The sequence below is a fragment of the Methylobacterium sp. E-041 genome (assembly GCF_022829665.1).
GTDB lineage: Bacteria > Pseudomonadota > Alphaproteobacteria > Rhizobiales > Beijerinckiaceae > Methylobacterium.
In genome coordinates this window covers 1-22,956 of sequence record NZ_JAKSYQ010000197.1, presented here as the reverse complement: position 1 = coordinate 22,956, position 22,956 = coordinate 1, and the positions used below count along the sequence as shown (strand labels likewise).

At 71.5% G+C, this 22,956-nt stretch carries 19 protein-coding genes and 2 pseudogenes; 12 read left to right on the top strand and 9 right to left on the bottom strand.

Annotation, left to right across the window (positions count from 1 at the left end; translation table 11 throughout):
* Nucleotides 1-139 precede the first annotated feature (139 nt).
* The 3 genes and pseudogenes from MKK70_RS19215 to MKK70_RS19205 all read right to left on the bottom strand — a co-directional run.
* Nucleotides 140-485 (bottom strand): annotated as a pseudogene (locus tag MKK70_RS19215) (IS3 family transposase); the annotation flags it as partial.
* A gap of 100 nt (nt 486-585) precedes the next feature.
* Nucleotides 586-894, bottom strand: coding sequence for a hypothetical protein (locus MKK70_RS19210; protein WP_243949380.1), 309 nt, complete (start codon nt 892-894; stop codon nt 586-588).
* The gene (locus MKK70_RS19205) at nt 891-1,139 is read right to left on the bottom strand and encodes a hypothetical protein (protein ID WP_243949379.1); all 249 of its coding nucleotides are present in this window, start codon (nt 1,137-1,139) and stop codon (nt 891-893) included. Before MKK70_RS19205 ends, MKK70_RS19210 begins: the two co-directional genes overlap by 4 nt.
* Nucleotides 1,140-1,474: 335 nt before the next feature.
* Between MKK70_RS19205 and MKK70_RS19200 the strand changes: the two genes are divergently transcribed.
* A complete protein-coding gene (locus MKK70_RS19200) occupies nt 1,475-1,684 on the top strand; it encodes a hypothetical protein (RefSeq protein WP_147727535.1) in 210 nt (69 codons plus the stop codon).
* A gap of 255 nt (nt 1,685-1,939) precedes the next feature.
* Nucleotides 1,940-2,314: pseudogene (locus MKK70_RS19195) on the top strand (transposase); the annotation flags it as partial.
* 106 nt (nt 2,315-2,420) lie between these two features.
* On the opposite strand, the gene MKK70_RS19190 reads toward MKK70_RS19195, so the two are convergent.
* Nucleotides 2,421-3,311 carry a LysR family transcriptional regulator gene (locus MKK70_RS19190; RefSeq protein WP_243932412.1) on the bottom strand — a complete coding sequence of 297 codons (891 nt, stop codon included), beginning with the start codon at nt 3,309-3,311 and terminating at the stop codon, nt 2,421-2,423.
* 80 nt (nt 3,312-3,391) lie between these two features.
* On the opposite strand from MKK70_RS19190, the gene MKK70_RS19185 reads away from it, so the two are divergent.
* The 3 genes from MKK70_RS19185 to MKK70_RS19175 all read left to right on the top strand — a co-directional run bounded on the left by MKK70_RS19185 (nt 3,392) and on the right by MKK70_RS19175 (nt 5,742).
* Complete coding sequence (locus MKK70_RS19185) at nt 3,392-4,009, top strand: pyridoxamine 5'-phosphate oxidase family protein (protein WP_243949378.1); 618 nt, start codon at nt 3,392-3,394, stop codon at nt 4,007-4,009.
* A complete protein-coding gene (locus MKK70_RS19180; RefSeq protein ID WP_243949377.1) occupies nt 4,006-4,410 on the top strand; it encodes a VOC family protein in 405 nt (134 codons plus the stop codon). Before MKK70_RS19185 ends, MKK70_RS19180 begins: the two co-directional genes overlap by 4 nt.
* A 75-nt stretch (nt 4,411-4,485) precedes the next feature.
* Entirely contained in the window at nt 4,486-5,742 is a 1,257-nt protein-coding gene (locus tag MKK70_RS19175; RefSeq protein WP_243949376.1) for a YbfB/YjiJ family MFS transporter, read from the top strand.
* 100 nt (nt 5,743-5,842) lie between these two features.
* On the opposite strand, the gene MKK70_RS19170 is transcribed toward MKK70_RS19175, so the two are convergent.
* Complete coding sequence (locus MKK70_RS19170) at nt 5,843-7,090, bottom strand: winged helix-turn-helix domain-containing protein (protein WP_409568295.1); 1,248 nt, start codon at nt 7,088-7,090, stop codon at nt 5,843-5,845.
* A gap of 73 nt (nt 7,091-7,163) precedes the next feature.
* Nucleotides 7,164-8,027 (bottom strand): helix-turn-helix transcriptional regulator, encoded by an 864-nt coding sequence (locus MKK70_RS19165; protein ID WP_243949374.1) that lies wholly within the window; start codon nt 8,025-8,027, stop codon nt 7,164-7,166.
* A 99-nt stretch (nt 8,028-8,126) separates the two neighbouring features.
* Here MKK70_RS19165 and MKK70_RS19160 point away from each other — a divergent pair, with 99 nt between their 5' ends.
* Entirely contained in the window at nt 8,127-9,029 is a 903-nt protein-coding gene (locus MKK70_RS19160) for an SDR family oxidoreductase (RefSeq protein ID WP_243949373.1), read from the top strand.
* 225 nt (nt 9,030-9,254) lie between these two features.
* Here MKK70_RS19160 and MKK70_RS31105 read toward each other — a convergent pair whose 3' ends face one another.
* Nucleotides 9,255-9,383: a hypothetical protein gene (locus MKK70_RS31105; protein ID WP_409568294.1), complete on the bottom strand. Its 129-nt coding sequence runs from the start codon at nt 9,381-9,383 to the stop codon at nt 9,255-9,257.
* A 278-nt stretch (nt 9,384-9,661) separates the two neighbouring features.
* Here MKK70_RS31105 and MKK70_RS19150 point away from each other — a divergent pair, with 278 nt between their 5' ends.
* The 4 genes from MKK70_RS19150 to MKK70_RS19135 all read left to right on the top strand — a co-directional run bounded on the left by MKK70_RS19150 (nt 9,662) and on the right by MKK70_RS19135 (nt 14,487).
* Nucleotides 9,662-10,495, top strand: a complete 834-nt coding sequence (locus tag MKK70_RS19150; protein WP_147843193.1) for a DeoR/GlpR family DNA-binding transcription regulator — start codon at nt 9,662-9,664, stop codon at nt 10,493-10,495.
* Nucleotides 10,496-10,581: 86 nt separating this feature from the next.
* Nucleotides 10,582-12,114 carry a glycerol-3-phosphate dehydrogenase gene (gene glpD / locus MKK70_RS19145; protein ID WP_243949371.1) on the top strand — a complete coding sequence of 511 codons (1,533 nt, stop codon included), beginning with the start codon at nt 10,582-10,584 and terminating at the stop codon, nt 12,112-12,114.
* An 84-nt stretch (nt 12,115-12,198) separates the two neighbouring features.
* Nucleotides 12,199-13,704, top strand: a complete 1,506-nt coding sequence (gene glpK, locus MKK70_RS19140) for a glycerol kinase GlpK (RefSeq protein ID WP_243949369.1) — start codon at nt 12,199-12,201, stop codon at nt 13,702-13,704.
* A 51-nt stretch (nt 13,705-13,755) separates the two neighbouring features.
* A complete protein-coding gene (locus MKK70_RS19135) occupies nt 13,756-14,487 on the top strand; it encodes an MIP/aquaporin family protein (protein WP_243949367.1) in 732 nt (243 codons plus the stop codon).
* 10 nt (nt 14,488-14,497) lie between these two features.
* On the opposite strand, the gene glmS is transcribed toward MKK70_RS19135, so the two are convergent.
* Together glmS and glmU are read right to left on the bottom strand one after the other, a co-directional pair.
* Nucleotides 14,498-16,324, bottom strand: a complete 1,827-nt coding sequence (glmS, locus tag MKK70_RS19130) for a glutamine--fructose-6-phosphate transaminase (isomerizing) (protein ID WP_147843190.1) — start codon at nt 16,322-16,324, stop codon at nt 14,498-14,500.
* A gap of 154 nt (nt 16,325-16,478) precedes the next feature.
* On the bottom strand, nt 16,479-17,870 hold the full coding sequence (gene glmU, locus MKK70_RS19125) for a bifunctional UDP-N-acetylglucosamine diphosphorylase/glucosamine-1-phosphate N-acetyltransferase GlmU (protein WP_243949366.1): 1,392 nt from the start codon (nt 17,868-17,870) through the stop codon (nt 16,479-16,481).
* A gap of 366 nt (nt 17,871-18,236) precedes the next feature.
* On the opposite strand from glmU, the gene MKK70_RS19120 reads away from it, so the two are divergent.
* Both MKK70_RS19120 and mdoH read left to right on the top strand, forming a co-directional pair.
* Nucleotides 18,237-19,748, top strand: a complete 1,512-nt coding sequence (locus MKK70_RS19120) for a glucan biosynthesis protein (RefSeq protein ID WP_409568293.1) — start codon at nt 18,237-18,239, stop codon at nt 19,746-19,748.
* An 86-nt stretch (nt 19,749-19,834) separates the two neighbouring features.
* Nucleotides 19,835-22,006, top strand: a complete 2,172-nt coding sequence (gene mdoH, locus MKK70_RS19115) for a glucans biosynthesis glucosyltransferase MdoH (RefSeq protein WP_243949381.1) — start codon at nt 19,835-19,837, stop codon at nt 22,004-22,006.
* Nucleotides 22,007-22,956: the final 950 nt, after the last annotated feature.

The following is a 22,956-nucleotide window of genomic DNA, read 5'->3' as shown; positions in this document are numbered from 1 at the left end:
TTCTCCATCAGCCCGCGCAGGGCCATGATCTCGTCGGTCATCGGGGGTCTCTCGGGTTCGGGGTTGGTCGTCGCAACCCGACCCTACCCGGCAACCGCCGATGACCACCCCTCAGCTACACCACCGCCTGGGACACGACCTCGCGGAGCTTCGCGTTGAAGCTTTCGCAATAGCCGTTTTCCCAGGGACCACCCGACTTGATGCAGGTTGCCTGCGAGCCGACCGCTGCGATCCAGTCCTGGACCGCTTTGTCGATCAATTCCAGCCCGTTGCCCGGGCGGATTTGATGGAGCGCCCAATCTAAACTGAACAAGTCCGAGATCACGTCGATCACGTCTACCGCCTGGGTCTTGCGAGTGATCCGGTTGAGCGGGCGCTTGCGGGTGAGCGCGCTGCACGATCCTAGGGGCCGCCACCACGTTCAGCGTTCGGTGCTTGCGACCCCTGTGCGTACGATGCTCGACGAAGTCGTAGGACAGGATATGTGTGTGGTCCTCGCATGTGGTGGCGCGGATCGAGTTTTCGAAACTGCTCCTTCGATGCCTTCGAGATCCGCTTACCTCTTCGACAGGAGCGCACGCCAAATCAGTAACTGCCTTGGATCAGGCAACTCGGGCAGCCCAGACGCGCAGCATCCGCGCGAGCTTGCTCTCGTCCAGCGGGGCGGGCTGAATTCGGGGCGCCGATCGTGTCGGCCCCTGCCGCCGCGAACAACCGGGCCTCCGGCGGGTGGGATGGATCCGCGGCGTAGGCTACGAGCGCCTCTGGATCGGTCGCCTCGAACACCTGGTCGATCGCTGGTTGGATCACGTTCTCGACCCGGGGGCGCAGTTGGTAGGCGTGAATCTCGACACCACGATAGGCGGCGACGATGGGGATGCGCTCTCCGTTCATTGCATCCTCCCGCGGGCGACCTGGATCTGCATCGCACGCCGCGTCAGGGGATCATCTTTCTCGGTGTCCTCGACCTCGGTGGCCAATGCCGGGAGGAGCGGATGCGATAACGTCAGCAGGGTGCGGCACGCCGCGACCCGTGCGGAGGTAGTGGCGGACTTGTCGATCGCGATGCCAAGCGGAATTTCCCGCGGATCGACCAAGTCAGGATCGATGCTCGCGGCCTCGATGCGGCGGCGGAGCACCGCGGTCCTTCCCGATACGAGGCGTTGGTCTTCGAGCGGTGTCCTGAGCCATTTCTCGGCCCTCCAATCCACGATCTCAGAAGGGGATCGGGATGCGGACCCGGCATCGAGGGCTGGCCAAAACCTCGATCCCGGCGCGCACGCACTCCGAATGACCCCGATCGCGGTTTTTCCTCCCCACGGTCCCAGCCTTCTGCGCCTACTCCTCTCTTGCTGTGGTCGAGGGTCTTGCGCGATGAGGTCGGCGACGGCTTGGTCGTGCACCGTGACGGGGAACCGCGATCATCTGCAGGGCTTGGCCCTCCTGCCGGCATGAGGTCCGGCGGGAGAGCAGCATGTCGAGCGACACCCACAAGCATCAAGAACTGCTCAGCGCTCTGAAGGCCGCGCAGGGCAAAGGCGACGGCTCCTTCGAGCAGGCGGTGACGAATGCATTCGAGCACGTCTTCGAGCACCTCGATCGACTGAACTCGCACGTGTCGCTCGGCGGACCGGAGGGGGACGAGCGTCATCTCAAGACCGGTGAGTCGCCGACGCTGCGATAATCTCCGGGCCCTGACTTCCGATTCGGAGTCAGGGCCGTCGTCGCGGCCTTCCTCTCGATGGCGCCGGTCGTCATGCGACGTGATCGAGCCCAGGGCCGGCAGCGAGTTCGTCGACCAGGATGCTCACGGTCCGCATCGGTCGGTCCGTCGTCGGTCGCCTCGCACAGGATGGCGAGCGGGGACGGCCGCACGCCGGCGGCGCGAAGATCGACGAGGATCCCTGCCGACCAGGGCACTCGGAACCATCGGGGTGTGCGGCTGGTCCAGCGCAACGGCTATCGTGACCGGGACTGGCAGACGCGGGCCGGGACCGTCGAACTGCGCATTTCGAAGCTGCGGAGGGGCTCGTGCTTCCCGGCTTTCTTGATCGCCTCGGCGGCGGTGATCGTGAGCACCGACGGCCGGCGCGACGTGCGCGGCATGGATGTCGGCCCCTCCGAGGCCGAGACGTTCGGGACAGCCTTCCGCAAGCTCGCCCGGCGGGGGCTGCGCGCGGTCAAGCTGGTGATCTCGGACGCCCACGAGGGCATCAAGGCATCGGTGGCCCAGGTGATGAGCGCAACCTGGCAGCACTGCCGCATCCACTTCCGGAGGACGGGGCTCGCCCAGGCCGGCCGCTCAGGTCTTCGATGCGCTTTGCGGGGCTCTGATTCCTCGGGGCGCCTTCGAGCCACGGTCCCGCGGTCAGCTCAAAGACTTCAAACGACGGACGATGCGGTCCGGGCGGCCTCCGGACTCACCCCCAGGCGCCGCTCCGCGCGCGGGCGCGCATGGCCTCGATGAACAGGCGGACGCTCGGCAGGTGCGCGCGGCTGGCGTCGAACAGCAGGTGGATCGGCACGGGCGGCGGCGCGTGCGCGTCGAGCACGCTGCACAATCGGCCCGCGGCGAGGCCCTCGGCCGCCTGGTAGCTGAGGACGTTCGCGAGCCCGAGCCCGGCCGCGGCGGCGGCCAGCTGGGCATCGATCGAGGTCACGGTCAGCCGCGGCGCGACGGCGACGCCCTGCGACCGCGGGCCGAAGCGCCAGTGGGAGCCGGTTCGGACGTTGTCGCCGGCGATGATGTCGTGCTCGGCGAGCGCCTTCGGGTCGGCCGGCCGCCCGCGCGCGGCGCAGTAGGCCGGGCTCGCGACGATGACCTGCCGCACCGTGCCGAGGGCGACCGACCTGAGACGGCTGTCGCGCGGCTCGCCGATGCGGACCGCCACGTCGATCCCCTCCTCGACCAGCCGGATGTTCCGGTCGAGCAGCATCAGCCGCGCCGACACCGGCCGGTGCCGGGCGAGCAGGTCCGCCACCACGGGGAGGACGTGCAGGCGGCCGAAGACGACCGGCGCCGTGATCTGCAGCTCGCCGTGCGGCGCCGCCTGGCGCCCCATCACGACGTGCTCGGCATCCTGCAGCCGCATCAGGATCTCGCGGGCGCGATCCAGGAGGGCGGCGCCCTCCTCGGTCAGCGCCACGCTGCGGGTCGAGCGCCGGAACAGCGGCACGCCGAGATGCCGCTCGAGGGCGGCGATGGTCCGCGTCACCGCAGGCGGCGAGTGGCCGAGGTGGCGGGAGGCGGCCTTGAAGCCGCCCCGCTCGGCCACCGCGACGAAGGTGGTCAGCGCCGCGAAGCGGTCCACGCGATCATTCCCGAAAACGAAATTCTGAACTGCGAAGGTGATGGATTATCGCCGCCGCGTGAAGCCGCTACCTCTCGGGCATGCCCGGTACCTACTTCCACCACCTGTTCGGCGAGACGGCGCGCACGCTCCAGGCGCGCGCCGGCTCCCGCGCCAGCTACGCCAGGCGGGAGGCCGCGTCCGCCGACGGGCGCGATGCGCTGACCGAGCGCGAGCACGCCTTCCTGCAGGCGCGCGACAGCGTCTACCTGGCGAGCGTCGGCCCCGAGGGCTGGCCCTACATCCAGCATCGCGGGGGGGCGGCCGGCTTCGTCCGGTCGCTGGGCGAGAACCGGATTGGATTCGCCGACTACCCCGGCAACCGGCAGTACATCTCGCAGGGCAACGTGATCGAGCGCGGCCGGGTGGCCCTGTTCGCGATGGACTATCTGGCCCAGCGCCGGCTCAAGCTCATCGGCCACGCGCGCATCGTCGCGGCGGCCGAGGATCCCGATCTCGTCGCGCGGGTCTCGCATCCCGCGGCGCCGCCGGCCGTGGCCGCGTTCGTGATCGACGTGGTCGGCTTCGACTGGAACTGCCCGCAATTCATCGCGCCGCGCTTCACGCGCGCCGAGATCGAGGCCGAGCTCGGGCCGCTGCTCATCGAGAACGCGAACCTGCGCGCCGAGCTGGCGCGCCTCAAGGGAGCCTCCGCATGACCGAGCCATCGACCCGTGGCGTGCATCATGTCGGCCTCGCCGTGCCGGACCTCGATGCGGCCGAGCGCTTCTTCGTCGACGCGCTCGGCTGGCGCGCCGCCGGCGGCGTGCCGTCCTACCCCGCCGTGTTCGTCTCCGACGGCGCGATTCTCGTGACGCTGTGGCGGATCGCCGATCCGGAGGCCGCGGTGCCGTTCGACCGCCGCGCCAACGTCGGGCTGCATCACCTCGGCCTCAAGGTCGCCGACCGCGCAGCGCTCGCCGCCGCCTACGACCGGGTGCGCGGCCATCCGGGGACGACGATCGAGTTCGCGCCCGGCCCGATGCGGGAGGGGTCCGAGACGCACCACTTCATCGGCACGATGCCGGGCGGCGTGCGCCTCGAATTCGCCACGGCGTAGGACCGTTCCTGTCGCCAGGCCGGCTTTCACGTCGGCGCCCTGCACTCTCGGACCGAACGGCGGGAACCTCGTCCCATGGCCTTGCCGACGCCTGCCCGGCCTCGACCGATTCCGTACGGCGATCGCGCCGGCGCCGACGACAGGCGGACGGCCCGGCGCGCGGTCGCCTCGGCCTCCTGCGCCAGCCTGATCGGGATCGGGCTCGCGCGGTTCGCCTATACGCCGCTGCTTCCGGCGATCATCGACGGCGGCTGGTTCGAGGCCTCGACCGCGGCCTATCTCGGGGCGGCCAACCTTGCGGGTTATCTCGCCGGCGCCCTGCTCGGGCGGCCGCTCGCCGCCGGCACCCGCGTTCCCGTGGTGCTCCGCGCGATGATGGTGGTGGCGACCGCGGCGTTCTTCGCCTGCGCCTACCCGCTGAACGTCGCGTGGTTCTTCGCCTGGCGCTTCGCGTCGGGCTTTGCCGGAGGCGCGCTGATGGTGCTGGCCGCGCCCGCCGTGCTTCCGCACGTGCCGCCGGGCAAGCGCGGCCTGGCCGGCGGCCTGATCTTCATGGGCATCGGCGTCGGCATCGCGGCGTCGGGGACGCTCGTTCCGCTCCTCCTGCGCGGCGGGTTGCAGCAGGCCTGGTTCGGCCTCGGCGCGCTCTCCTGCCTGCTCACCGTCATCGGCTGGCGGGGCTGGCCGTCCGAGGCTCCGGCGGCAGTTCGGCCGGTTGCCGGTGCCGAGCCGTCGCGCGTGCCAGGCCGGGCGGCACTGCGGGCGCTCTACGCGGAATACGCGCTCAACGCGGCCGCGTGGGTGCCGCACATGCTCTTCCTCGTCGACCTCGTCGCGCGCGGCCTCGGGCAGGGCATCCAGGCCGGATCGCACTATTGGGTGCTGTTCGGGCTCGGCGCGACGGTCGGCCCGATCCTCGTCGGGCACCTCGCCGACCGGACCGGCTTCGGTCCCGCGCTCCGGCTCGCCTTCCTGGTCGAGGCCGGCGCGATCGCGATTCCGGCCCTCGGCCTCGGCCCGTCGTGGCTGATCCTGTCGAGCGTCGCGGTCGGCGCCTTCGTCACCGGAACCGTGCCGCTCATGCTCGGCCGCATCGGCGAGCTCCTGCCCGGGGAGCCGGAGCGGCAGAAGGCGGCCTGGAGCGTCGCCACCGTGGCGTTCGCGCTGTTCCAGGCCGGCGCCGCCTACGGGCTGTCCTTCGTCTTTGCGCACACGGCGGGCAACTACACGCTGCTGTTCGCGCTCGGCACGGCCGCGATGGTGCTGGCGCTCGCCATCGACCTCGGCACGGCGCTGGCGACGCCGCGCCCCGCCTCCCCCGCCCGTCCCTGAGGCTGGCGCCCGAGTCCGGCGGAGTTGAGCGTCCGTGCCGCATCGCAGCCGTGCCGAACGCGGGGCGAGCGGCGCCGCCGCACGATCTCGCGGCGATCGCTCAGCCCGAGGCTTCGTTCGCTCCCGGTTCGATCGACGGCGGGTCGGGCTCGCCGGCGACCGCGATGGGCAGGCCGGTCGCGCCGGCCGCCGGCGCGGCGGCGAGGCTCGCCAGGTCCAGCCACGCCGCCATCAGGCGGAGCTCCCCGAGCAGCCGGTCCATGGTGCCGGGGGGCGCATCGGGCTCCAGGTGCACGCGCTGGATGATCAGCACGCCGATCCTGCGGTTCGCCTTCAGGTCGACGCGGGCGACGAGCGCGCCGTCCATCAGGAAGGGCAGGACGTAGTAGCCGTGCTCGCGCTGGTGGGCGGGCGTGTAGATCTCGAGCCGATAGCGGAAGCCGAACAGCCGCTCGGTCCGCGGCCGGTGCCAGATCAGCGGATCGAAGGGCGACAGGAGCGCGGCGCCGTCGAGCCGTCGGCCGAGCCGCGCCTCCCTGTGCCGGTAGGCCGGCTGCGGCCAGCCGCGGACCCGGGCCGGAACCAGCGTGCCGTCCTCGACCAGCTGCGCGATCGGCAGGTGCGCATCGGCGGGCGCGAGGCGATAATAGTCGCGCAGGTCCTGCGCCGTCGCGATGCCGAGCGCCCGCGCCGCGCGTGCGATCAGCTCCCGCCGCGCGTCGATGCCGCTCGGGGTCGGATGCGCGAGTATGGCGCGCGGAAGCACGCGCTCGGGCAGGTCGTAGACGCGCTCGAAGCTGCCGCGACGGTGCGTCGAGGCGACGAGGCCGGCCCAGAACAGCCATTCGAGCGCGTGCTTGGCCGCGCTCCACACCCACATGCCCTGCGAGGCCCGGTTGCCCGCGACGTCGGAGGCGGCCAGCGGCCCCTCCGTCTCGATGCGGGCGAGGAGGGCTTCGGCTTCGCCGCGCCTGTCCCCGGCGAAGGGTTCGAGCCGCCGCCACAGGCCGCGGCCGGCGAGGGCCCGGGCCATGCGCCAGCGCAGCAGGGGGTGATGGTCGACCGGCAGGAGCGAGGCCTCGTGGCCCCAATATTCGAAGAACCGCTTCGGCCGGTCGGCCGCCAGGGCGTCGAGGAGCCCACGCTCGTAGGGGCCCAGGCGCGAGAACAGCGGCAGGTACTGGGCCCGCACCAGCACGTTCACGCTGTCGATCTGAAGCAGGCCGAGCCGGCCGATCTCGTTGCGCATCCGCGCGGCGGAGACGGGTCCCGCGCGCCGGCCCGCGGCGAAGCCCTGGGCGACGAGGGCGATGCGACGGGCCTCGGAGGCGGAGAGGTCCGCCGTCAGGGCCGGCCTCCGGACAGGGGCGGCACGAGGCCCGGCAAGGGCCGCACGGAGTTCGGGAGCTGCGCCGCGTGCACTACGCGGCCTTCGGCGGCGACCCGTCGGCGCCGTTTTTGCCCTGCCGCGCGTGGACGAGGGTGCGGATCCCCTCGCGGACGTCCGGGGTGACTGGGTTGTAGACGATCATGCCGAGATCCGGTCTTCCATCCACGGCGAAGGCCGAGAACTCCAGCTCGATCGGGCCCAGGACGGGGTGACGGAGCCGCTTGACCCCGTCTCCGTGGGCGTGGACGTCGTTCTCCCGCCACAGGGCAGCGAAGTCCGGGCTGGTGCGGCAGAGCTCGTCCACCAGCTCGCCGACCTCGGAGGCCGCGCCGGCCCGCACCGCGTCCGCCCGGAACGCGCCGACCACGAAGCGGGCGACGCTGTCCCAATCCTGCTGCGCCGTCCGCACCCGCGGGTCGCCGAACATGCGGCGCAGGATGTTGCGCTCGCCCGGCGGCAGCGGTTCCCAGTCGGTCATCACGACGGCGGCGGCGCGGTTCCAGGCGACGACGTCCCAGGTCGCGGTCTTGATCAGGGCCGGGCTGACCTCCAGCGTGTCGAGCAACCGCTGGAGGCGCGGCGTGATCCCCTCCTGCGGCCGGTAACGGACCTCGGGCGGACGCCCCAGCGCCAGCATGAAGACGTGCTCGCGCTCGGGCTCGGTCAGCATCAGCCCGGCGGCGATGCGGTTCAGCACGTCCGCCGAGGGCGCGCCCCCGCGCCCCTGCTCCAGCCAGGTGTACCAGGTCGCGCTGATGTTCGAGCGCTGGGCGACCTCCTCCCGGCGCAGGCCCGGCGTGCGACGGCGGCCCGAGAACCCGAGGGCGGCCGGATCGAGCTTGGTGCGCCGATCCCGCAGGTAGGCGCCCAGCGAGGGTCCGGAACGGGCGGGCATGGCGATCCTGTTGGGACGTATACCGGGATACGGTCACGACTTTAACGGGATCGGAGGCGGGCGGACAAGGGGCGCTCTGATCACAGCGGAGTGCATCGCATGCGCATCTTCCTCACCGGCGCCACCGGCTTCGTCGGCTCGGCCATCGTCCCGGAACTGCTCCGGTCCGGGCATCGGGTGCTCGGGTTGACCCGCTCGGAGGCCGGCGCCCGCAAGCTGATCGAGGCCGGGGTCGAGCCGCATCGCGGCACCCTCGACGACCCGGACGGCCTGCGCCGCGGCGCCGCGCAGGCCGACGGCGTGATCCACACCGCCTTCGACCACGACGACTTCACGAACTTCGTCGCCAATTGCGACAAGGACCGGCGGGCGATCGAGGCCCTGGGGGCCGCCCTTGCCGGCTCGGATCGGCCGCTGCTCATCACCTCCGGTGCGGGAATCGGGAGCCCCGACGGCGGCGGCCCGGCCCGGGAGGACGTCTTCGACCGCGCGCACCCGAACCCACGCATCGCCTCCGAGCTCGCCGAGGCCGCGCTGCTGGAGGCGGGGGTGAACGTGTCGGTGGTGCGGCTTCCGCAGGTGCACGACACGGTCAAGCAGGGGCTGATCACCTACCTGATCGACCTCGCCCGGCGGACCGGCGTCTCGGCCTATGTCGGCGATGGCGTCAACCGCTGGGCGGCGGCGCCGGTCCTCGACGTCGCCCGGCTCTACGCCCTCGCCTTCGCGCGGCGGGAGGCGGGCGCCCGCTACCACGCGGTCGCCGAGGAGGGCGTCGCCGCCCGCGACATCGCGCAGACCATCGGCCGCGGCCTGAAGCTGCCGGCGGTCGCCCTCGCGCCGGAAGACGCCGCCGCGCATTTCGGCTGGCTCGCCGCGTTCGTCGGCCTCGACATGCCGGCCTCCAGCGCGCTGACGCGGGCCCGGCTCGGCTGGCACCCGACCGGCCGGGGCCTGATCGAGGACTTGGAGCGGATGGACTATTCCCGGCCGCCCGCCTGAGGCGCCCGAGGCCTCCGCCCGTCAGGACGACAGCGTGCGCAGCTCCCCGCGGGCGATGCCGAGCGGCGTCCGCACGAGCAGCCACAGGATGACGGGGGGGCAGCGTCAGGAGCACGAGGGCGACGGCGTCGGTCGGGAGCCCGGAGCCCGGTCGACACGGCCTCGGAGGATGGCGCGATCGCCGCGTCCCGGACGACCTCCGGCATCGACGGTCTCCCCTCGCGCTCACGCGCGCCGCACCCGCGATCCATCACGGCTGCCGGAAAAGATGCGCAAAACCGTCCTGCGCGCAAGGTCGGCGATCGGCAGGGCGCGGATGCGCTGCCCGGTCAGCGCCGCGATCACGTTGAGCACGGCGGGGGCACCCGCGGCAGCCCGGGCGCGCCGACGCCGCCCGTCGGCGCGCCGCTCTCGACGATGCGCACGTGCACCGCCGGCCTGTGCTCGCGGCGGATCGGGTCGGTGTTGTCGTTCCGCGACTGCCGGGCGCCGTCGCGGTAGACGATCTGCTCGAACAGCCCCGAGGACAGGTCGAGCGCCGCCGGCCCCTGGGCCTGCGCGTTTCGTTTGCGAAACCCCGCCGGTCACCTACACTCCGATCCGAGGCGTGCAAGCCCCGGGCCGGAGTTTCCATGACGCGTATGGTCGAGCGGGGCGGCTTCGAGCGGAAGGCGGGCGAGCGCGCCGACGCCTCGGCGGTCGAGACGCGGCGCGGGGCGATCGTCGCCGCGGTGCGCCAGCGCGGCTTCGTGACGATCGAGGCCCTGGCGAGCCAGTTCGGCGTGACCGTGCAGACGATCCGGCGCGACCTCAACGAGCTCAGCGCGGAGGGGCGGCTCGAGCGCTACCGCGGCGGCGGCGGCCTGCCGTCCAGCGTCGAGAACATCGACTACGCCGACCGCCGCACCACGCTGCTGTCCGAGAAGACCCGGATCGGCCGGCTGGCGGCCGGCCGCATCCCGTCGCACTGCTCGGTGTTCCTCAACATCGGCACCACGCCGGAGGCGGTGGCGCGCGAGCTCGTCCGCCACGACGACCTCAGCATCATCACCAACAACCTCAACGTGGCGGTCGGGCTGGCGGAGGCGACCGACTTCCGCATCGTCGTGGCGGGCGGCACGATCCGCAACCGCGACGGCGCCGTCCTGGGGCAGCTCACCTGCGACACCCTCAGCCAGTTCCGGGTCGACGTGGCGGTCATCGGCATCAGCGGGATCGACGCCGACGGCGCCCTGCTCGACTACGATTACGAGGAGGTGCGGGCGACGCAGACCATCCTGGCGCATGCGCGCCAGACCTTCCTCGTGGCCGACCACACCAAGTTCACCCGCCGCCCGATGGTCGAGGTCGGGCGGCTGGAGCAGATCGACACCTTCTTCACCGACCGCGTCCCGCCGCCCGAGATCGTCGCCCTGATGGAACGCCACGGCGTCGCCCTCGCGGTGGCCGACCGAGACGAGCCGTAGCGAACATCGCAATTTTCGCTTGCGAAAATCCTAGGATAAGGCAATATTCTGCCGACCCGGGCATCGGCCGGGGCGGGAGGCGACTCATGACGACGGTCTCGAACGTGCGGGCGCTGGGCGCCCCCTACGACCTGCTCGTCATCGGCGGCGGCATCAACGGCACCGGCATCGCCCGCGACGCGGCCGGGCGCGGCCTCTCGGTGCTGCTGTGCGAGCGCGGAGACCTCGCGGAATTCACCTCGTCCTCGAGCACCAAGCTGATCCACGGCGGCCTGCGCTACCTCGAATACTACGAGTTCCGCCTGGTGCGGGAGGCTCTGGCCGAGCGCGAGCGCCTGCTGCGGCAGGCGCCGCACATCATCTGGCCGCTCCGCTTCGTGCTGCCGCACGACGCGGGCCTGCGCCCGGCCTGGATGCTGCGGGCCGGCCTGTTCCTGTACGACCACCTCGCCCGGCTGCGCACCCTGCCCGGCTCCAAGACGGTTCGCTTGCGAACATCGCCGATGGGCGCACCGCTTCAGGACCGGCTCACGAAGGGGTTCGTCTATTCCGACTGCTGGGTCGAGGACAGCCGCCTCGTGGTTCTGAACGCCATGGATGCGCGGGCCCGCGGCGCCGAGATCCGCAGCCGCACCGGCGTCGAGTCGGCGCGCCGGGTCGACGGGACGTGGACGGCGACCCTGCGCGACGCCGTCACCGGGCGCACCGAGACCGTCCGGGCGAAGGCGGTGGTGAACGCCGCCGGCCCCTGGGTGAGCGCGACGCTCGGCGGAACGCTCGGCGTGAACAGCCGCGCGGCGGTGCGGCTGATCAAGGGGAGCCACATCGTGGTCGCCAAGCTCTACGAGGGCGACCAGGCCTACATCCTGCAGCAGCCCGACAAGCGCATCATCTTCGCGATCCCCTACGAGCGCGACTTCACGCTGATCGGCACCACCGACGTCCCCTACGCGGACGAGCCCGGTCCGGTGCGGATCTCAAGGGACGAGACGCGCTACCTCTGCGACTGCATCAACCGCTCGTTCGCCAAGGCGATCGGGCCGAAGGACGTGGTCTGGAGCTATTCGGGGGTGCGCCCGCTCTACGACGACGCCGCCGCCAACGCCTCGGCGGTGACCCGCGACTACGTGCTCGACGTCGACGATGCCGGCGGGCAGGCGCCGGCGCTCTCGGTGTTCGGGGGCAAGATCACCACCTACCGCCGTCTCGCCGAGCACGCGATCGAGAAGATCGCGTCCCACTTCCCCGGCCTGAAGCCGGCCTGGACGGGCGAGGCGACCCTGCCCGGCGGAGCGATGCCGGCGGCGGGTTTCGACGCCTTTCTCGCCGCTTTCGCCCGCGAGGCGCCGTTCCTGCCGGCCGAGACCGCCCGGCGGCTCGCCCGCGCCTACGGCACCGAGGCGCGGGCCATCGTCAAGGGCGCGCGCAGCCTGGCCGACCTCGGCGAGGCGTTCGAGGGCGGCCTGAGCGCGGCGGAGGTCGACTACCTCGTCCGCTCGGAATGGGTCCGCACGGCGGAGGACATCCTGTGGCGGCGCTCGAAGCTCGGCCTGCGCACCAGCCCGGACGGGGCCGCGCGGCTCGCCGCCTACCTGACGCGAAAGGCGGAAGCCGCCTGAATCAAGGTGCGCGGCGCGGAACCGGCGCGAAGACCGGTCCGCGCGAGACGATCGACCCACGGTCCGCAAGGGAGGAAGACAGCCATGTCCCAGTATGTCGGCGCCATCGACCAGGGCACCACCAGCAGCCGCTTCATCGTGTTCGACCGTGAGGGGCGCATCATCGTCTGCAAGCAGCGCGAGCACGCGCAGATCTATCCGCGGCCCGGCCATGTCGAGCACGATCCGATGGAGATCTGGCGCAACACCCAAGGCGTGATGCAGGACGCTCTCGACGGCGCCGGGCTGACGCCGAAGGACCTCCTGTCGATCGGCATCACCAACCAGCGCGAGACCACGCTGATCTGGGACAGGCGCACCGGCCAACCGCTCCACAACGCCCTGGTCTGGCAGGACACCCGCAACGACCGCCTCGTCACCGAATATGCCCGCGACGGCGGGCGCGACCGCTTCCGCGCGCTCACCGGCCTGCCGCTGGCGAGCTACTTCTCCGGGCTGAAGCTGCGCTGGCTCCTCGACCACGTCGCGGGCGCGCGGGAGAAGGCGGAAGCCGGCGACGTGCTGTTCGGCAACATCGACACCTGGCTCGTTTGGAACCTGACGGGCGGCCCGGACGGCGGCCTCCACCTCACCGACGTGACCAATGCCAGCCGCACCCAGCTGATGTCCCTCGAGACTCTGGCCTGGGACGACGGCATGCTCTCGGCCTTCGGCATCCCGCGGGCGATGCTGCCCGAGATCGTCTCCTCCTCGCAGGTCTACGGCGAGACGCGGGTGCCGTTTTCCGGCGTGCCGATCGCCGGCATCCTCGGCGACCAGCAGGCGGCCCTGTTCGGCCAGGCCTGCTTCCAGCCGGGCGAGGCCAAGAACACCTACGGCACCGGCTGCTTCGCGCTGATGAACACCGGCGAGACGCCCGTGCCCTCCACCTGCGGCCTCGTCACCACGCTCGGGTACAAGCTCGACGGCAGGCCGGCGGTCTACGCGCTCGAGGGCTCGATCGCGATCACCGGCGCCCTGGTGCAGTGGCTGCGCGACAACCTGCACATGATCCAGGACAGCGCCGAGGTCGAGAGCCTCGCCACCACGGTCGCGGACAACGGCGGCGTCTACTTCGTGCCCGCCTTCTCGGGCCTCTACGCGCCGCACTGGAACGAGGGCGCCCGTGGCCTGATCATCGGCCTGACCCGCTACGCCAACCGCGGCCACATCGCCCGCGCCTGCCTGGAGGCGACCGCCTTCCAGACGCACGAGGTGCTGGAGGCGATGGAGAAGGATTCCGGCATCCCCGTGCGCGAGCTGCGCTCGGACGGCGGCATGGTCGCCAACGTCACCCTGATGCAGTTCCAGGCCGACATCCTCGACGTGCCGGTGGTGCGCCCGCGGGTCACCGAGACCACGGCACTGGGCGCCGCCTACGCGGCGGGCCTCGCCACCGGCTACTGGCGGAGCACCGACGACCTCGTGCGCAACTGGGGCGTCGACCGGCGCTGGGTGCCGAACATGGACGCGGGCGAGCGCCGGCGCATCACCGCCGCCTGGGGCCGCGCCGTGAAGCGCGCCTTCGACTGGGACGAGCAGGAGGATTGAGGCCGCCGCCTCGACCGCTTCCCGTCTCGGACACTCTCGGAGGAAACACTTATGACATCCCCGTTCCTGGGCGAGCTTCTCGGCACGATGGTGCTGATCATCCTCGGCAACGGGGTCGTCGCCGGCGCGCTGCTGCGCGGCTCCAAGGCGGAGGGCGCGGGCTGGATTGCGATCACCGCCGGCTGGGCCTTCGCGGTGCTGGCCGGCATCTTCGTCGCGACCGCGACGGGCAGCCCCGACGCCCACATCAACCCGGCGGTGACGATCGCCGGTGCGATCACGTCTGGGAATCCGAGCAAGCTCCTGGTCTACGTGCCCGCGCAGATGATCGGCGCCTTCCTCGGCGCGACCGTGGTCTGGCTGCACTACCTGCCGCACTGGGCCGTCACCGAGGATCAGGGCCTGAAGCGGGCCTGCTTCTGCACCGATCCGGCGATCCGGCAATCGGCCGCGAACTGGACGAGCGAGATCATCGGCACCTTCCTGCTGATCCTGATCATCAGCGCCCTGCTGTCGCGGACGGTGGGGGCTTCCGGCAACATCCCGACGGGGCTGGCGACCTACCTCGTCGGCATGGTGGTCTGGGGGATCGGCCTCTCGCTCGGCGGCACCACCGGCTACGCAATCAACCCGGCCCGCGATCTCGGGCCGCGCCTCGCCCATGCGGTGCTGCCGATCGCCGGCAAGGGGCACTCGGATTGGGGCTACGCCCTGATCCCGGTCGCCGGCCCGGCGATCGGCGCGGTGCTCGCGGCGCTCGCGATCCTGCTGATCGGCGTCTGAGGGCCGGCGCCTATTCCACCGTCACCGATTTGGCGAGGTTTCTCGGCTGGTCGACGTCCTTACCCATGACGACGGCGGTGTGGTAGGCGACGAGCTGGATCGGCACCGCGTAGACGATCGGCGCCACCGTCGGGTCGAGGTCGGGCATCGTCACCGTGGCCAGGGTGTCGAGCCCGTGCTCGGCCGCGCCCTTGGCGTCGCCGATCAGCACGATGCGCCCGCCGCGGGCGGCGACCTCCTGCATGTTCGACACGGTCTTCTCGAACACCGCGTCGTGGGGGGCGATCACGATCACCGGCACGCTCTCGTCGATCAGCGCGATCGGCCCGTGCTTGAGCTCGCCCGCCGCATAGCCTTCGGCGTGGATGTAGCTGATCTCCTTCAGCTTCAGCGCGCCCTCCATCGCCATCGGGTAGCTCGTCCCGCGGCCGAGGTAGAGCACATCGCGCGCCTTGGCGATCTCGCGGGCCAGCCCCTCGATCTCGCTCTCGCGGGCGAGCGCGTCGGCCATCAGGCCGGGCACGGTGATCAGCGCGTCGACGAGGCGGCGCTCCTCGGCCGCATCGATGGTGCCGCGCGCCCGCCCCGCGGCGATGGCCAGGCACAGCAGCACCGTGAGCTGGCACGAGAACGCCTTGGTCGAGGCCACGCCGATCTCGGGGCCGGCGAGCGTCGGCAGCACCACGGAGGATTCCCGCGCGATGGTCGAGGTCGGCACGTTGACGACGCAGACGCTGTGCTGGCCCTGGGACTTCGCGTAGCGCAAGGAGGCCAGGGTATCGGCGGTCTCGCCCGATTGCGAGATGACGAGGGTCAGCCCGTCCCGCTCCAGCGGCGCCTCGCGGTAGCGCGCCTCGGAGGCCACGTCGATCTCGACCGGCAGCCGCGCGATCTGCTCGAACCAGTAGCGGGCGACGAGCCCGGCATAGAAGGCGGTGCCGCAGGCGGTGATGTTGAGGCGCGACAGCTTGGCGAAGTCGAACGGCAGCGGCTCGGGCAGCGCGACGCGGCCCTGGGCGAGGTCGACGTAGTGAGAGAGCGTGCGGCCGACGACTTCCGGCTGCTCGTGAATCTCCTTGGCCATGAAGTGGCGATGGTTGCCCTTGTCGATCCGGTAGGCCTGGGTCGCGATGGTCTGGCGCGGGCGCTGGACCACCGTGCCGTGGATGTCGCGGATCTCGGCGCCGGCGCGCGACAGGATCGCCCAGTCGCCCTCCTCCAGGTAGGTGAGCGCGTCGGTGAACGGCGCCAAAGCCAGCGCGTCCGAGCCGAGATAGGTCTCGCCCTGGCCGAAGCCGATGGCGAGTGGCGCGCCGTGGCGGGCGCCGATCAGCAGGTCGTCGTGGCCGGAGAACAGGAAGCCGAGCGCGAAGGCGCCGCGCAGGCGCGGCAGGCAGGCGGCGACCGCCTCGACCGGCCCGAGGCCCTGGTCCATGGCGTGGCTGACGAGCTGGGCTACCACCTCGGTGTCGGTCTCGCTCTCGAAGCGGACGCCCGTGGCCTCGAGCTCCTGCTTAAGCGCGCGGAAGTTCTCGATGATGCCGTTGTGCACGACCGCGAGCCGCGCGGTGGCGTGGGGGTGGGCGTTGGTCTCGTTCGGCCGCCCGTGCGTCGCCCAGCGGGTGTGGCCGATGCCGATCGCGCCCGCCAGCGGCTCCTCGCGCAGGCGCGCCTCGAGGTTGACGAGCTTGCCCGACGCCCGCCTGCGCGCCAGGCGGCCCTGCTCCAGCGTGGCGATGCCGGCCGAGTCGTAGCCGCGGTATTCCAGGCGCCGCAACGCCTCGATCAGCGGACCGGCCACTGCCCCGTTACCGACGATGCCGACGATGCCGCACATGCTGGTTTGTCTTTCGTATCGCCCGGTGGACCGGCGGCTTGTACCGGATCGACGCGGCGCGAGGCCAGCCCTTGGTGGCTACGCAGGGCGGGCATCAGGAATCGGGCCGGTGCCAGCCGAGAGATGAGGGACCGGCGCGGCGTTTTGAAGTGGATCAGGATTTCCCCGCGCGCGCCGCCTTCTCCGCCCGCAACGCCGCCCGCTTCGTCTCGGCCCAGCCCGGCTTCGTCGCCTGGCGCCCGCGGGCGACGGCGAGCGCCCCCTCGGGCACGTCGTCGGTGATCACCGAGCCGGAGGCGACGAAGGCGCCGGCCCCGACCGTGACGGGGGCGACGAGGGCCGAGTTCGATCCGATGAAGGCGCCCGCCCCGATCGTGGTGCGGTGCTTCGAGACCCCGTCGTAGTTGCAGGTGATGGTGCCGGCGCCGACGTTGGCGCGGGCGCCGACCTCGGCGTCGCCGAGATAGGTTAGGTGCGCGGCCTTGGCGCCCGGCCCGAGGCGGGCGTTCTTCAGCTCCACGAAGTTGCCGATGGTGGCGCCGGCCTCCAGAACCGCGCCGCCGCGCAGGCGGGCGAACGGGCCGACGCTGGCGCCGGCCTCCAGGCGCACGTCCTTCAGGTGCGAGAAGGCGTGGATCACGCAAGCATCGTCGACGCGGACGCCGGTGTCGAACACCACGTTGGGCTCGACCAGCACGTCGCGCCCGAGGATCGTGTCGTGGCTCAGGAACACCGTCTCGGGGGCGACGAGCGTCGCGCCGCCGAGCTGGGCGCTGCGGCGCAGGCGCGCCTGGATCGCGGCCTCGGCGACGCCGAGCTGCACCCGGTCGTTGACCCCTTGCGCCTCCGCCTCCGTCACCGGCACCACCGCGACGGAGAGACCGTCGCCGATCGCCAGCGCCACCGCGTCGGGCAGGTAGTACTCGCCGGCGGCGTTGTCGTTGCCGATCCGCTCGAGCAGCGCCAGCGCGTGGGCGCCCGACAGCGCCATCAGGCCGGCATTGCACAGGTGCACCGCGCGCTCGTCAGGCGTGGCGTCCTTCTCCTCGCGGATCGCGACCACGCGGGTGCCCTTGGTGAGCACCCGGCCGTAGCCGGCGGGCGCCTCGGTCTCGAAGGCCAGCACCGCCACCGCCGCGCCCTCGGCCAGGGGCGCCCGCAGCCGCGCCAGGGTCTCGCCGGTGATCAGCGGCGTGTCGCCGAACGCCACGATGACGTCGTCGCCCTCCCCGCCTTCGCCGTTGCTCAGGACCGCCCGCGCCGCGAGCACCGCATGCGCGGTGCCGAGGCGCTCGACCTGCGGGAAGACCTCGGAGCCCGGCGCCAGAGCCTCGATCTCGCGGGCGACGTCCGCGCGGCCGGGCTCGGCCACCACGGCGATGCGCGCGGCGCCGGCCGCCTGCACCGCGGCGAGCACGTGGCCGAGCATGCTCCGCCCGGCGAGGCGGTGGAGCACCTTCGGCAGGTCGGAGCGCATCCGCGTGCCCTTGCCCGCGGCGAGCACGATCGCGGTGAGGCTTCGCCGTACGGGGGCCGGTGTCGTCATCGCGTTCAGGTTCCCGGGGACGCTCGCTGGTGCCGACCGCCATGATCGGCGGCGACGGGATGAGGGGACCGGATTAGCCGATCGCGCCCGTCTGGCAAAACGGCGCGTCCCGCGCGCATCGTCCGGCCCGCAAGCGCGGCCTCGATCACACAGGGGACGGAATTCGCCATCGTCGGCCGACCTTAACCGAGGGTTCAGGTGCCGGGATGGTACGAGGGGCCGATTGTTGCGAACCGTTTCCAAGGTCTCGCTGTTTCCGATCCTATCGCCGACCCACCCGAACGAAGGGGCACGACGCTGCCGACCGATCCGCGCTCCGACGCCATCCGTGACCCCGTCTCGCGAGACCGTACCCGCCGCGACGTCGTGCGCCTGTCGGCCGTCGCTGCGGTGCTGGCTGGCGCCGGCTTCCGACCCGTTCCGGCCGCCGCGGAGGACGCCCCCGCCCTGCCCGGCGCCGGCGCACCCTTCGACGCGTCGACCGTGCCCGCCCTCGCCCGCGCGCTGGCCAAGGCCGCCTACGCCGCCCCCCGCACCGACGACCTCCCGGCTAGCCTCAAGGGGCTCAGCCGCGAGCAGTACGGCGCCATCCGCACCAAGCCCGCCGCCGCGATCTGGGCCGGCGACGATCTCGGCTTCACGATCGAGCCGCTGCATCGCGGCGCGATCTTCACCGGCCGCGTCGCCCTGTTCCTGGTCGAGGACGGCCGCATCCGGCCGATCGCCTACGATCCGGCGAGCTTCGACACCGGCGGCTTCGCGCTGCCGGAATTCCCGGAGGATCCGGGCTTCTCCGGCTTCCGCCTGCGCGCCCGCTTCCCCGACGGCCCCGACCTGTCGGACTTCGCGGTGTTCCAGGGCGCCTCGTTCTTCCGCCTCGTCGCCAAGGGCCAGGGCTTCGGCATCAACGCCCGCGCGCTGACGCTGCGCCCGGCCGACGCCCGCGGCGAGGAGTTCCCGATCTTCCGCGCGGTGTTCATCGAGCGCCCGGCCGACGGCGCCCTCGTGCTCCACGCCCTGATCGATTCCGATTCCGCCTCCGGCGCCCTGCGGATGGTGCTGCGGCCCGGCACCGAGGCCTCGACCACCGAGGTCGAGACCACGATCTTCGCCCGCAAGGCGATCGATCACCTGGGCCTGGGCGGCATGCAGGCGAGCTACCTGTTCGGCTCCGAGGATCGCCGCCGCGTCGACGACGCGCGCGCCGCCGCCTTCTCGGCCGCCGGCCTGCAGATCCGCAACGGCGCCGGCGAGGCGATCTGGCGCCCGGTCCACAACCCCGACGCGCTGCAGATTTCGTCCTTCGTCGACGAGAACCCGAAGGGCTTCGGGCTGATGCAGCGGGCGCGGACCTACGAGGACTTCGAGGACGACGTGCAGCACTGGGAGTGGCGGCCCTCGCTCTGGCTGGAGCCGGCCGATGCCTGGGCGGGCGGCGCGGTGACGCTGATCGAGATCCCGAGCGATTCCGAATTCAACGAGAACGTGCTGGCCTACTGGCGGCCGAAGGAGCCCGTCGTCGCCGGCTCCGAGACCACCTTCCGCTACCGCCAGCACTGGTGCTGGCAGCCGCCCGCCGCGCCGCTGGCCACCGTGACCGGCACCCGCAGCGGGCGCGGAAGCGCGGGCGCGCGCCGCCTGTTCCTGGTCGACTTCACCGGGGACGGGCTGTTCTCCGAGGGCGGCCTCGACATCGCCCTGGCGGCGGCCCCGGGCAGCATCGCGCGCCAGCAGTTTTTCAGCTACCCGGAGCGCAGGACCGTCCGGGTCGCCTTCGAGCTCGATCCCGGCAGCGAGCGCGCGAGCGAGCTGCGCCTCGCCCTGGTGCGGGGCGGCCGGGCGGTGACCGAAACCTGGCTCTATCGCTGGACGCCGTAGAAGGCAGCTGCGTTCGAGGGACCGGCGGACCGCATCGGCCGGCCCCGCGAGACTCCGAAGACGAGGATGGATCAAAGGCCGTGCGCATGGACGATTTCGCCGCCCTCCCCGCGACCGCACGGCGCGACGCCCCGTCGGGCCACCCGGGCGAGCGGTCGTTCCCCGACGCCCTGCCGCCGGAATCGCCCCTGGCGATGCCGGTGCAGAGCCTGTCCGCCTGGGACCCGGCGCTCGGGCATGCGCCGTCGCGGCACCCTGGCCGCCCTCACGCGTCCCGCCTCCTCGTCTTCGGCGGCGCGGTCGCGCTCACCGCCTATGGCGGCTGGCAGATGTACGAGACCGTGTCGGTCTCGGGCTCGCCGACGGCGCTGCAGTACGTGCTGGTCGCGCTGTTCCTCCTGACCTTCTCGTGGATCGCGCTGGCCTTCACGAGCGCGATCCTCGGCTTCGCCGTGCTGCTGCGCCGCCCGCGCCTGCCGCCGGTGCCGGGGGCCCTCGCCACCCGCACCGCCATCCTGATGCCGGTCTACAACGAGGGCACGGCCCGCACCTTCGCGGCGATCGAGGCGATGCGCGAGGCGGTCGACGCCACCGGCCTCGGCACGGCCTTCGACTGGTTCGTGCTGTCGGATTCGACGCAAGCCGATGCCTGGATCGCCGAGGAGCGCGCCTTCCTGGCCTTGCGCGAAGCGCTCGGCCCCGACGCCCGCCTGTACTACCGCCACCGCCGGAGGAACCATCACCGCAAGGCCGGCAACATCGGCGACTTCGTCACCCGCTGGGGCGGGGCCTACGACCTCATGCTGGTCCTCGACGCCGACAGTCTAATGACCGGCGACAGCGTCGTCCGGCTCGCCGGCGCGATGGAGGCGGACGCGGATGCCGGCATCATCCAGACGCTGCCGCTCATCATCAACCGCAACACGCTGTTCGCTCGGGTGACCCAGTTCGCCGCCCGCATCTACGGCCCGGTGATCGCCACCGGCCTCGGCCACTGGTCGGGCCGCGACGGCAACTACTGGGGCCACAACGCAATCATCCGCACGAAGGCCTTCGCCGCCGCCTGCGGCCTGCCGGACCTTCCCGGGAAACCGCCCTTCGGCGGCCACGTGCTCAGCCACGACTTCGTGGAGGCCGCCCTGATCCGCCGCGCCGGCTGGGCGGTGTACATGCTGCCGACGCTGCCGGGCTCCTACGAGGAGAGCCCGCCCTCGCTGATCGACGTGGCGGTCCGCGACCGGCGCTGGGCGCAGGGCAACCTGCAGCACGCGCGGATCATCGGGGCGGCGGGCCTGAAGGCGGCCTCGCGCCAGCACTTCGCCACCGGCATCGCCGGCTACGCCGCCTCGCCGTTCTGGCTGTGCCAGCTCGTGGTCGGCATCGCGCTGGTGCTGCAGACGGCCTACGTGAAGCCCGAATACTTCACCACCGAGTTCGGCCTCTACCCGGTCTTCCCGCGCTTCGATCCGGTGCGCGCGCTGCAGCTCTTCGGGCTGACCATGGGCATCCTGCTGGCCCCGAAGTTTTTGGGCCTTCTCCTCGCGCTGATCGACGGCCCGGTGCGCCGGGCCTGCGGCGGCGCGGGCCGGCTGGTCGCGTCCTGCCTCATCGAGATCCTGCTCTCGGCGCTGATCGCGCCGATCGCGATGGTGATCCAGTCGGGCTCGGTGTTCAGCATCCTCGCCGGGCGCGACACCGGCTGGAACCCCCAACGGCGCGACGACGGCTCGATCCCGCTCGGCGACATCGGCCGCCGCCACCGCTGGCACATGGTGCTGGGGCTGGTCTCGGGGATCGCCGCCTTCGCCATCGCCACCTCGCTGTTCCTCTGGATGGCGCCGACCATCCTCGGCCTCGTCCTCGCGATCCCGATCTCCTGGGCGAGCGGGCAGCTGGCGCTCGGCCTCGCCCTAAAGCAGCGCGGCCTGCTGATGACGCCGGAGGAGCGCGACCCGCCGCCGATCGCCACCCGCGCCGGCGCGCTCGCCGCCCGCAACCAAGCCCGCGGCCTGGACGAGGCCGACGCGCTCGCGGCGCTCCACGCCGACCCGGCCCTGGCGGACGCCCACACCCGCATGCTGCCGAGCGCTGAGCCGCGCCCCCGCGGCCGGGTCGACGTCGACCACACCCTGGCTCAGGCCAAGGTCGTCGAGGCCGAGACCCTCGACGAGGCCCGCACCTGGCTCAGCCCCAAGGAGCGCATGGCCCTCCTTCACGACCGCGCCCTGCTCGACCGCCTCGCGCGCCTCGCCCCCTGACTCGATTTTCCCGATGTCCGCCGGCCCCGAACTCCGCTACAACCCGATCCGCCGGAAGGGTGGCCGAGTGGTTTAAGGCAGCGGTCTTGAAATTCGCTCCCGGCCATCCTGCCCAATCCCATGCAGTCAGGTAACGTGTTGTTCTGACTGCAAAAATCGGGTCCGAGGTGTTCTCTCATCGTTCTTCGTCCCTGCTCGTATCAATGAGTTGGGTAGCAAAAGCGGTAGCAGGCAGCCTCGGTCTGTTCTCCGCGACCGGACTATTCAGGAAGCCGCCGCATCCGATCGCCACCCCGAGCGAACGATCTGTTGCGATCTCGCCTAGGCGCCGCCTGTAGATCGACTACTCGCTTTCATCCATTGGCTTTGCCACAGATGACATTAGGTTAGGTTTCGAACATTTTATAATGTAAGCCCCAGCTTCGACGGGGCGCGATTTATTTCGCACGTAAAAATTCAGTCGCCTGCAAGATTAACAAATGACAGAGTCAGTCATTATGAGCGCATTCGTTGTGGCCCTGATGCTGCTTAGTTTTGCCGCTCTCTGGACGATGCGAGTTAAGTCAAAATAGCGCCGCTCATCCGAGGCCACGGAGGCAGCGTTCGTGAGGGCCAGCCGCGCTTGGGAGGATCAAGCGCTGTATGAACCAGAATGATTGACTGGTAGATCTGATTGGTCTGGCTTCACGGCCAGACCGTCCGCGCTCGCCTTTGAACCATGGCACCCCCCTGCTCCCTCAAGGGCAGGCGCGGACGTCACTACTTACTCGGCGCTGATCGGAGCATGTTGCCGAGACCGGCGCGTCGGGCTAGGTGTCGAAGCTATGAAGGTTGTTCACCCGGGGCGGGGGTGAGAGGCTGGGGTTGCGAAGCCAACCAACCCTGACCGAGCGCCCCGGATGAACACCCATCAGCATGCCCGCATGACGGTCCATGGTCGAGCCCTTCTG

What these genes read in the sequence shown, in the direction of transcription:
- MKK70_RS19210 (WP_243949380.1), bottom strand. Translation starts at nt 894, where the DNA reads ATGAACGGAGAGCGCATCCCCATCGTCGCCGCCTATCGTGGTGTCGAG.
- MKK70_RS19200 (WP_147727535.1), top strand. Translation starts at nt 1,475, where the DNA reads ATGTCGAGCGACACCCACAAGCATCAAGAACTGCTCAGCGCTCTGAAG.
- MKK70_RS19185 (WP_243949378.1), top strand. Translation starts at nt 3,392, where the DNA reads ATGCCCGGTACCTACTTCCACCACCTGTTCGGCGAGACGGCGCGCACG.
- MKK70_RS19180 (WP_243949377.1), top strand. Translation starts at nt 4,006, where the DNA reads ATGACCGAGCCATCGACCCGTGGCGTGCATCATGTCGGCCTCGCCGTG.
- MKK70_RS19175 (WP_243949376.1), top strand. Translation starts at nt 4,486, where the DNA reads ATGGCCTTGCCGACGCCTGCCCGGCCTCGACCGATTCCGTACGGCGAT.
- MKK70_RS19165 (WP_243949374.1), bottom strand. Translation starts at nt 8,027, where the DNA reads ATGCCCGCCCGTTCCGGACCCTCGCTGGGCGCCTACCTGCGGGATCGG.
- MKK70_RS19160 (WP_243949373.1), top strand. Translation starts at nt 8,127, where the DNA reads ATGCGCATCTTCCTCACCGGCGCCACCGGCTTCGTCGGCTCGGCCATC.
- MKK70_RS19150 (WP_147843193.1), top strand. Translation starts at nt 9,662, where the DNA reads ATGACGCGTATGGTCGAGCGGGGCGGCTTCGAGCGGAAGGCGGGCGAG.
- glpD (WP_243949371.1), top strand. Translation starts at nt 10,582, where the DNA reads ATGACGACGGTCTCGAACGTGCGGGCGCTGGGCGCCCCCTACGACCTG.
- glpK (WP_243949369.1), top strand. Translation starts at nt 12,199, where the DNA reads ATGTCCCAGTATGTCGGCGCCATCGACCAGGGCACCACCAGCAGCCGC.
- MKK70_RS19135 (WP_243949367.1), top strand. Translation starts at nt 13,756, where the DNA reads ATGACATCCCCGTTCCTGGGCGAGCTTCTCGGCACGATGGTGCTGATC.
- glmS (WP_147843190.1), bottom strand. Translation starts at nt 16,324, where the DNA reads ATGTGCGGCATCGTCGGCATCGTCGGTAACGGGGCAGTGGCCGGTCCG.
- glmU (WP_243949366.1), bottom strand. Translation starts at nt 17,870, where the DNA reads ATGACGACACCGGCCCCCGTACGGCGAAGCCTCACCGCGATCGTGCTC.
- mdoH (WP_243949381.1), top strand. Translation starts at nt 19,835, where the DNA reads ATGGACGATTTCGCCGCCCTCCCCGCGACCGCACGGCGCGACGCCCCG.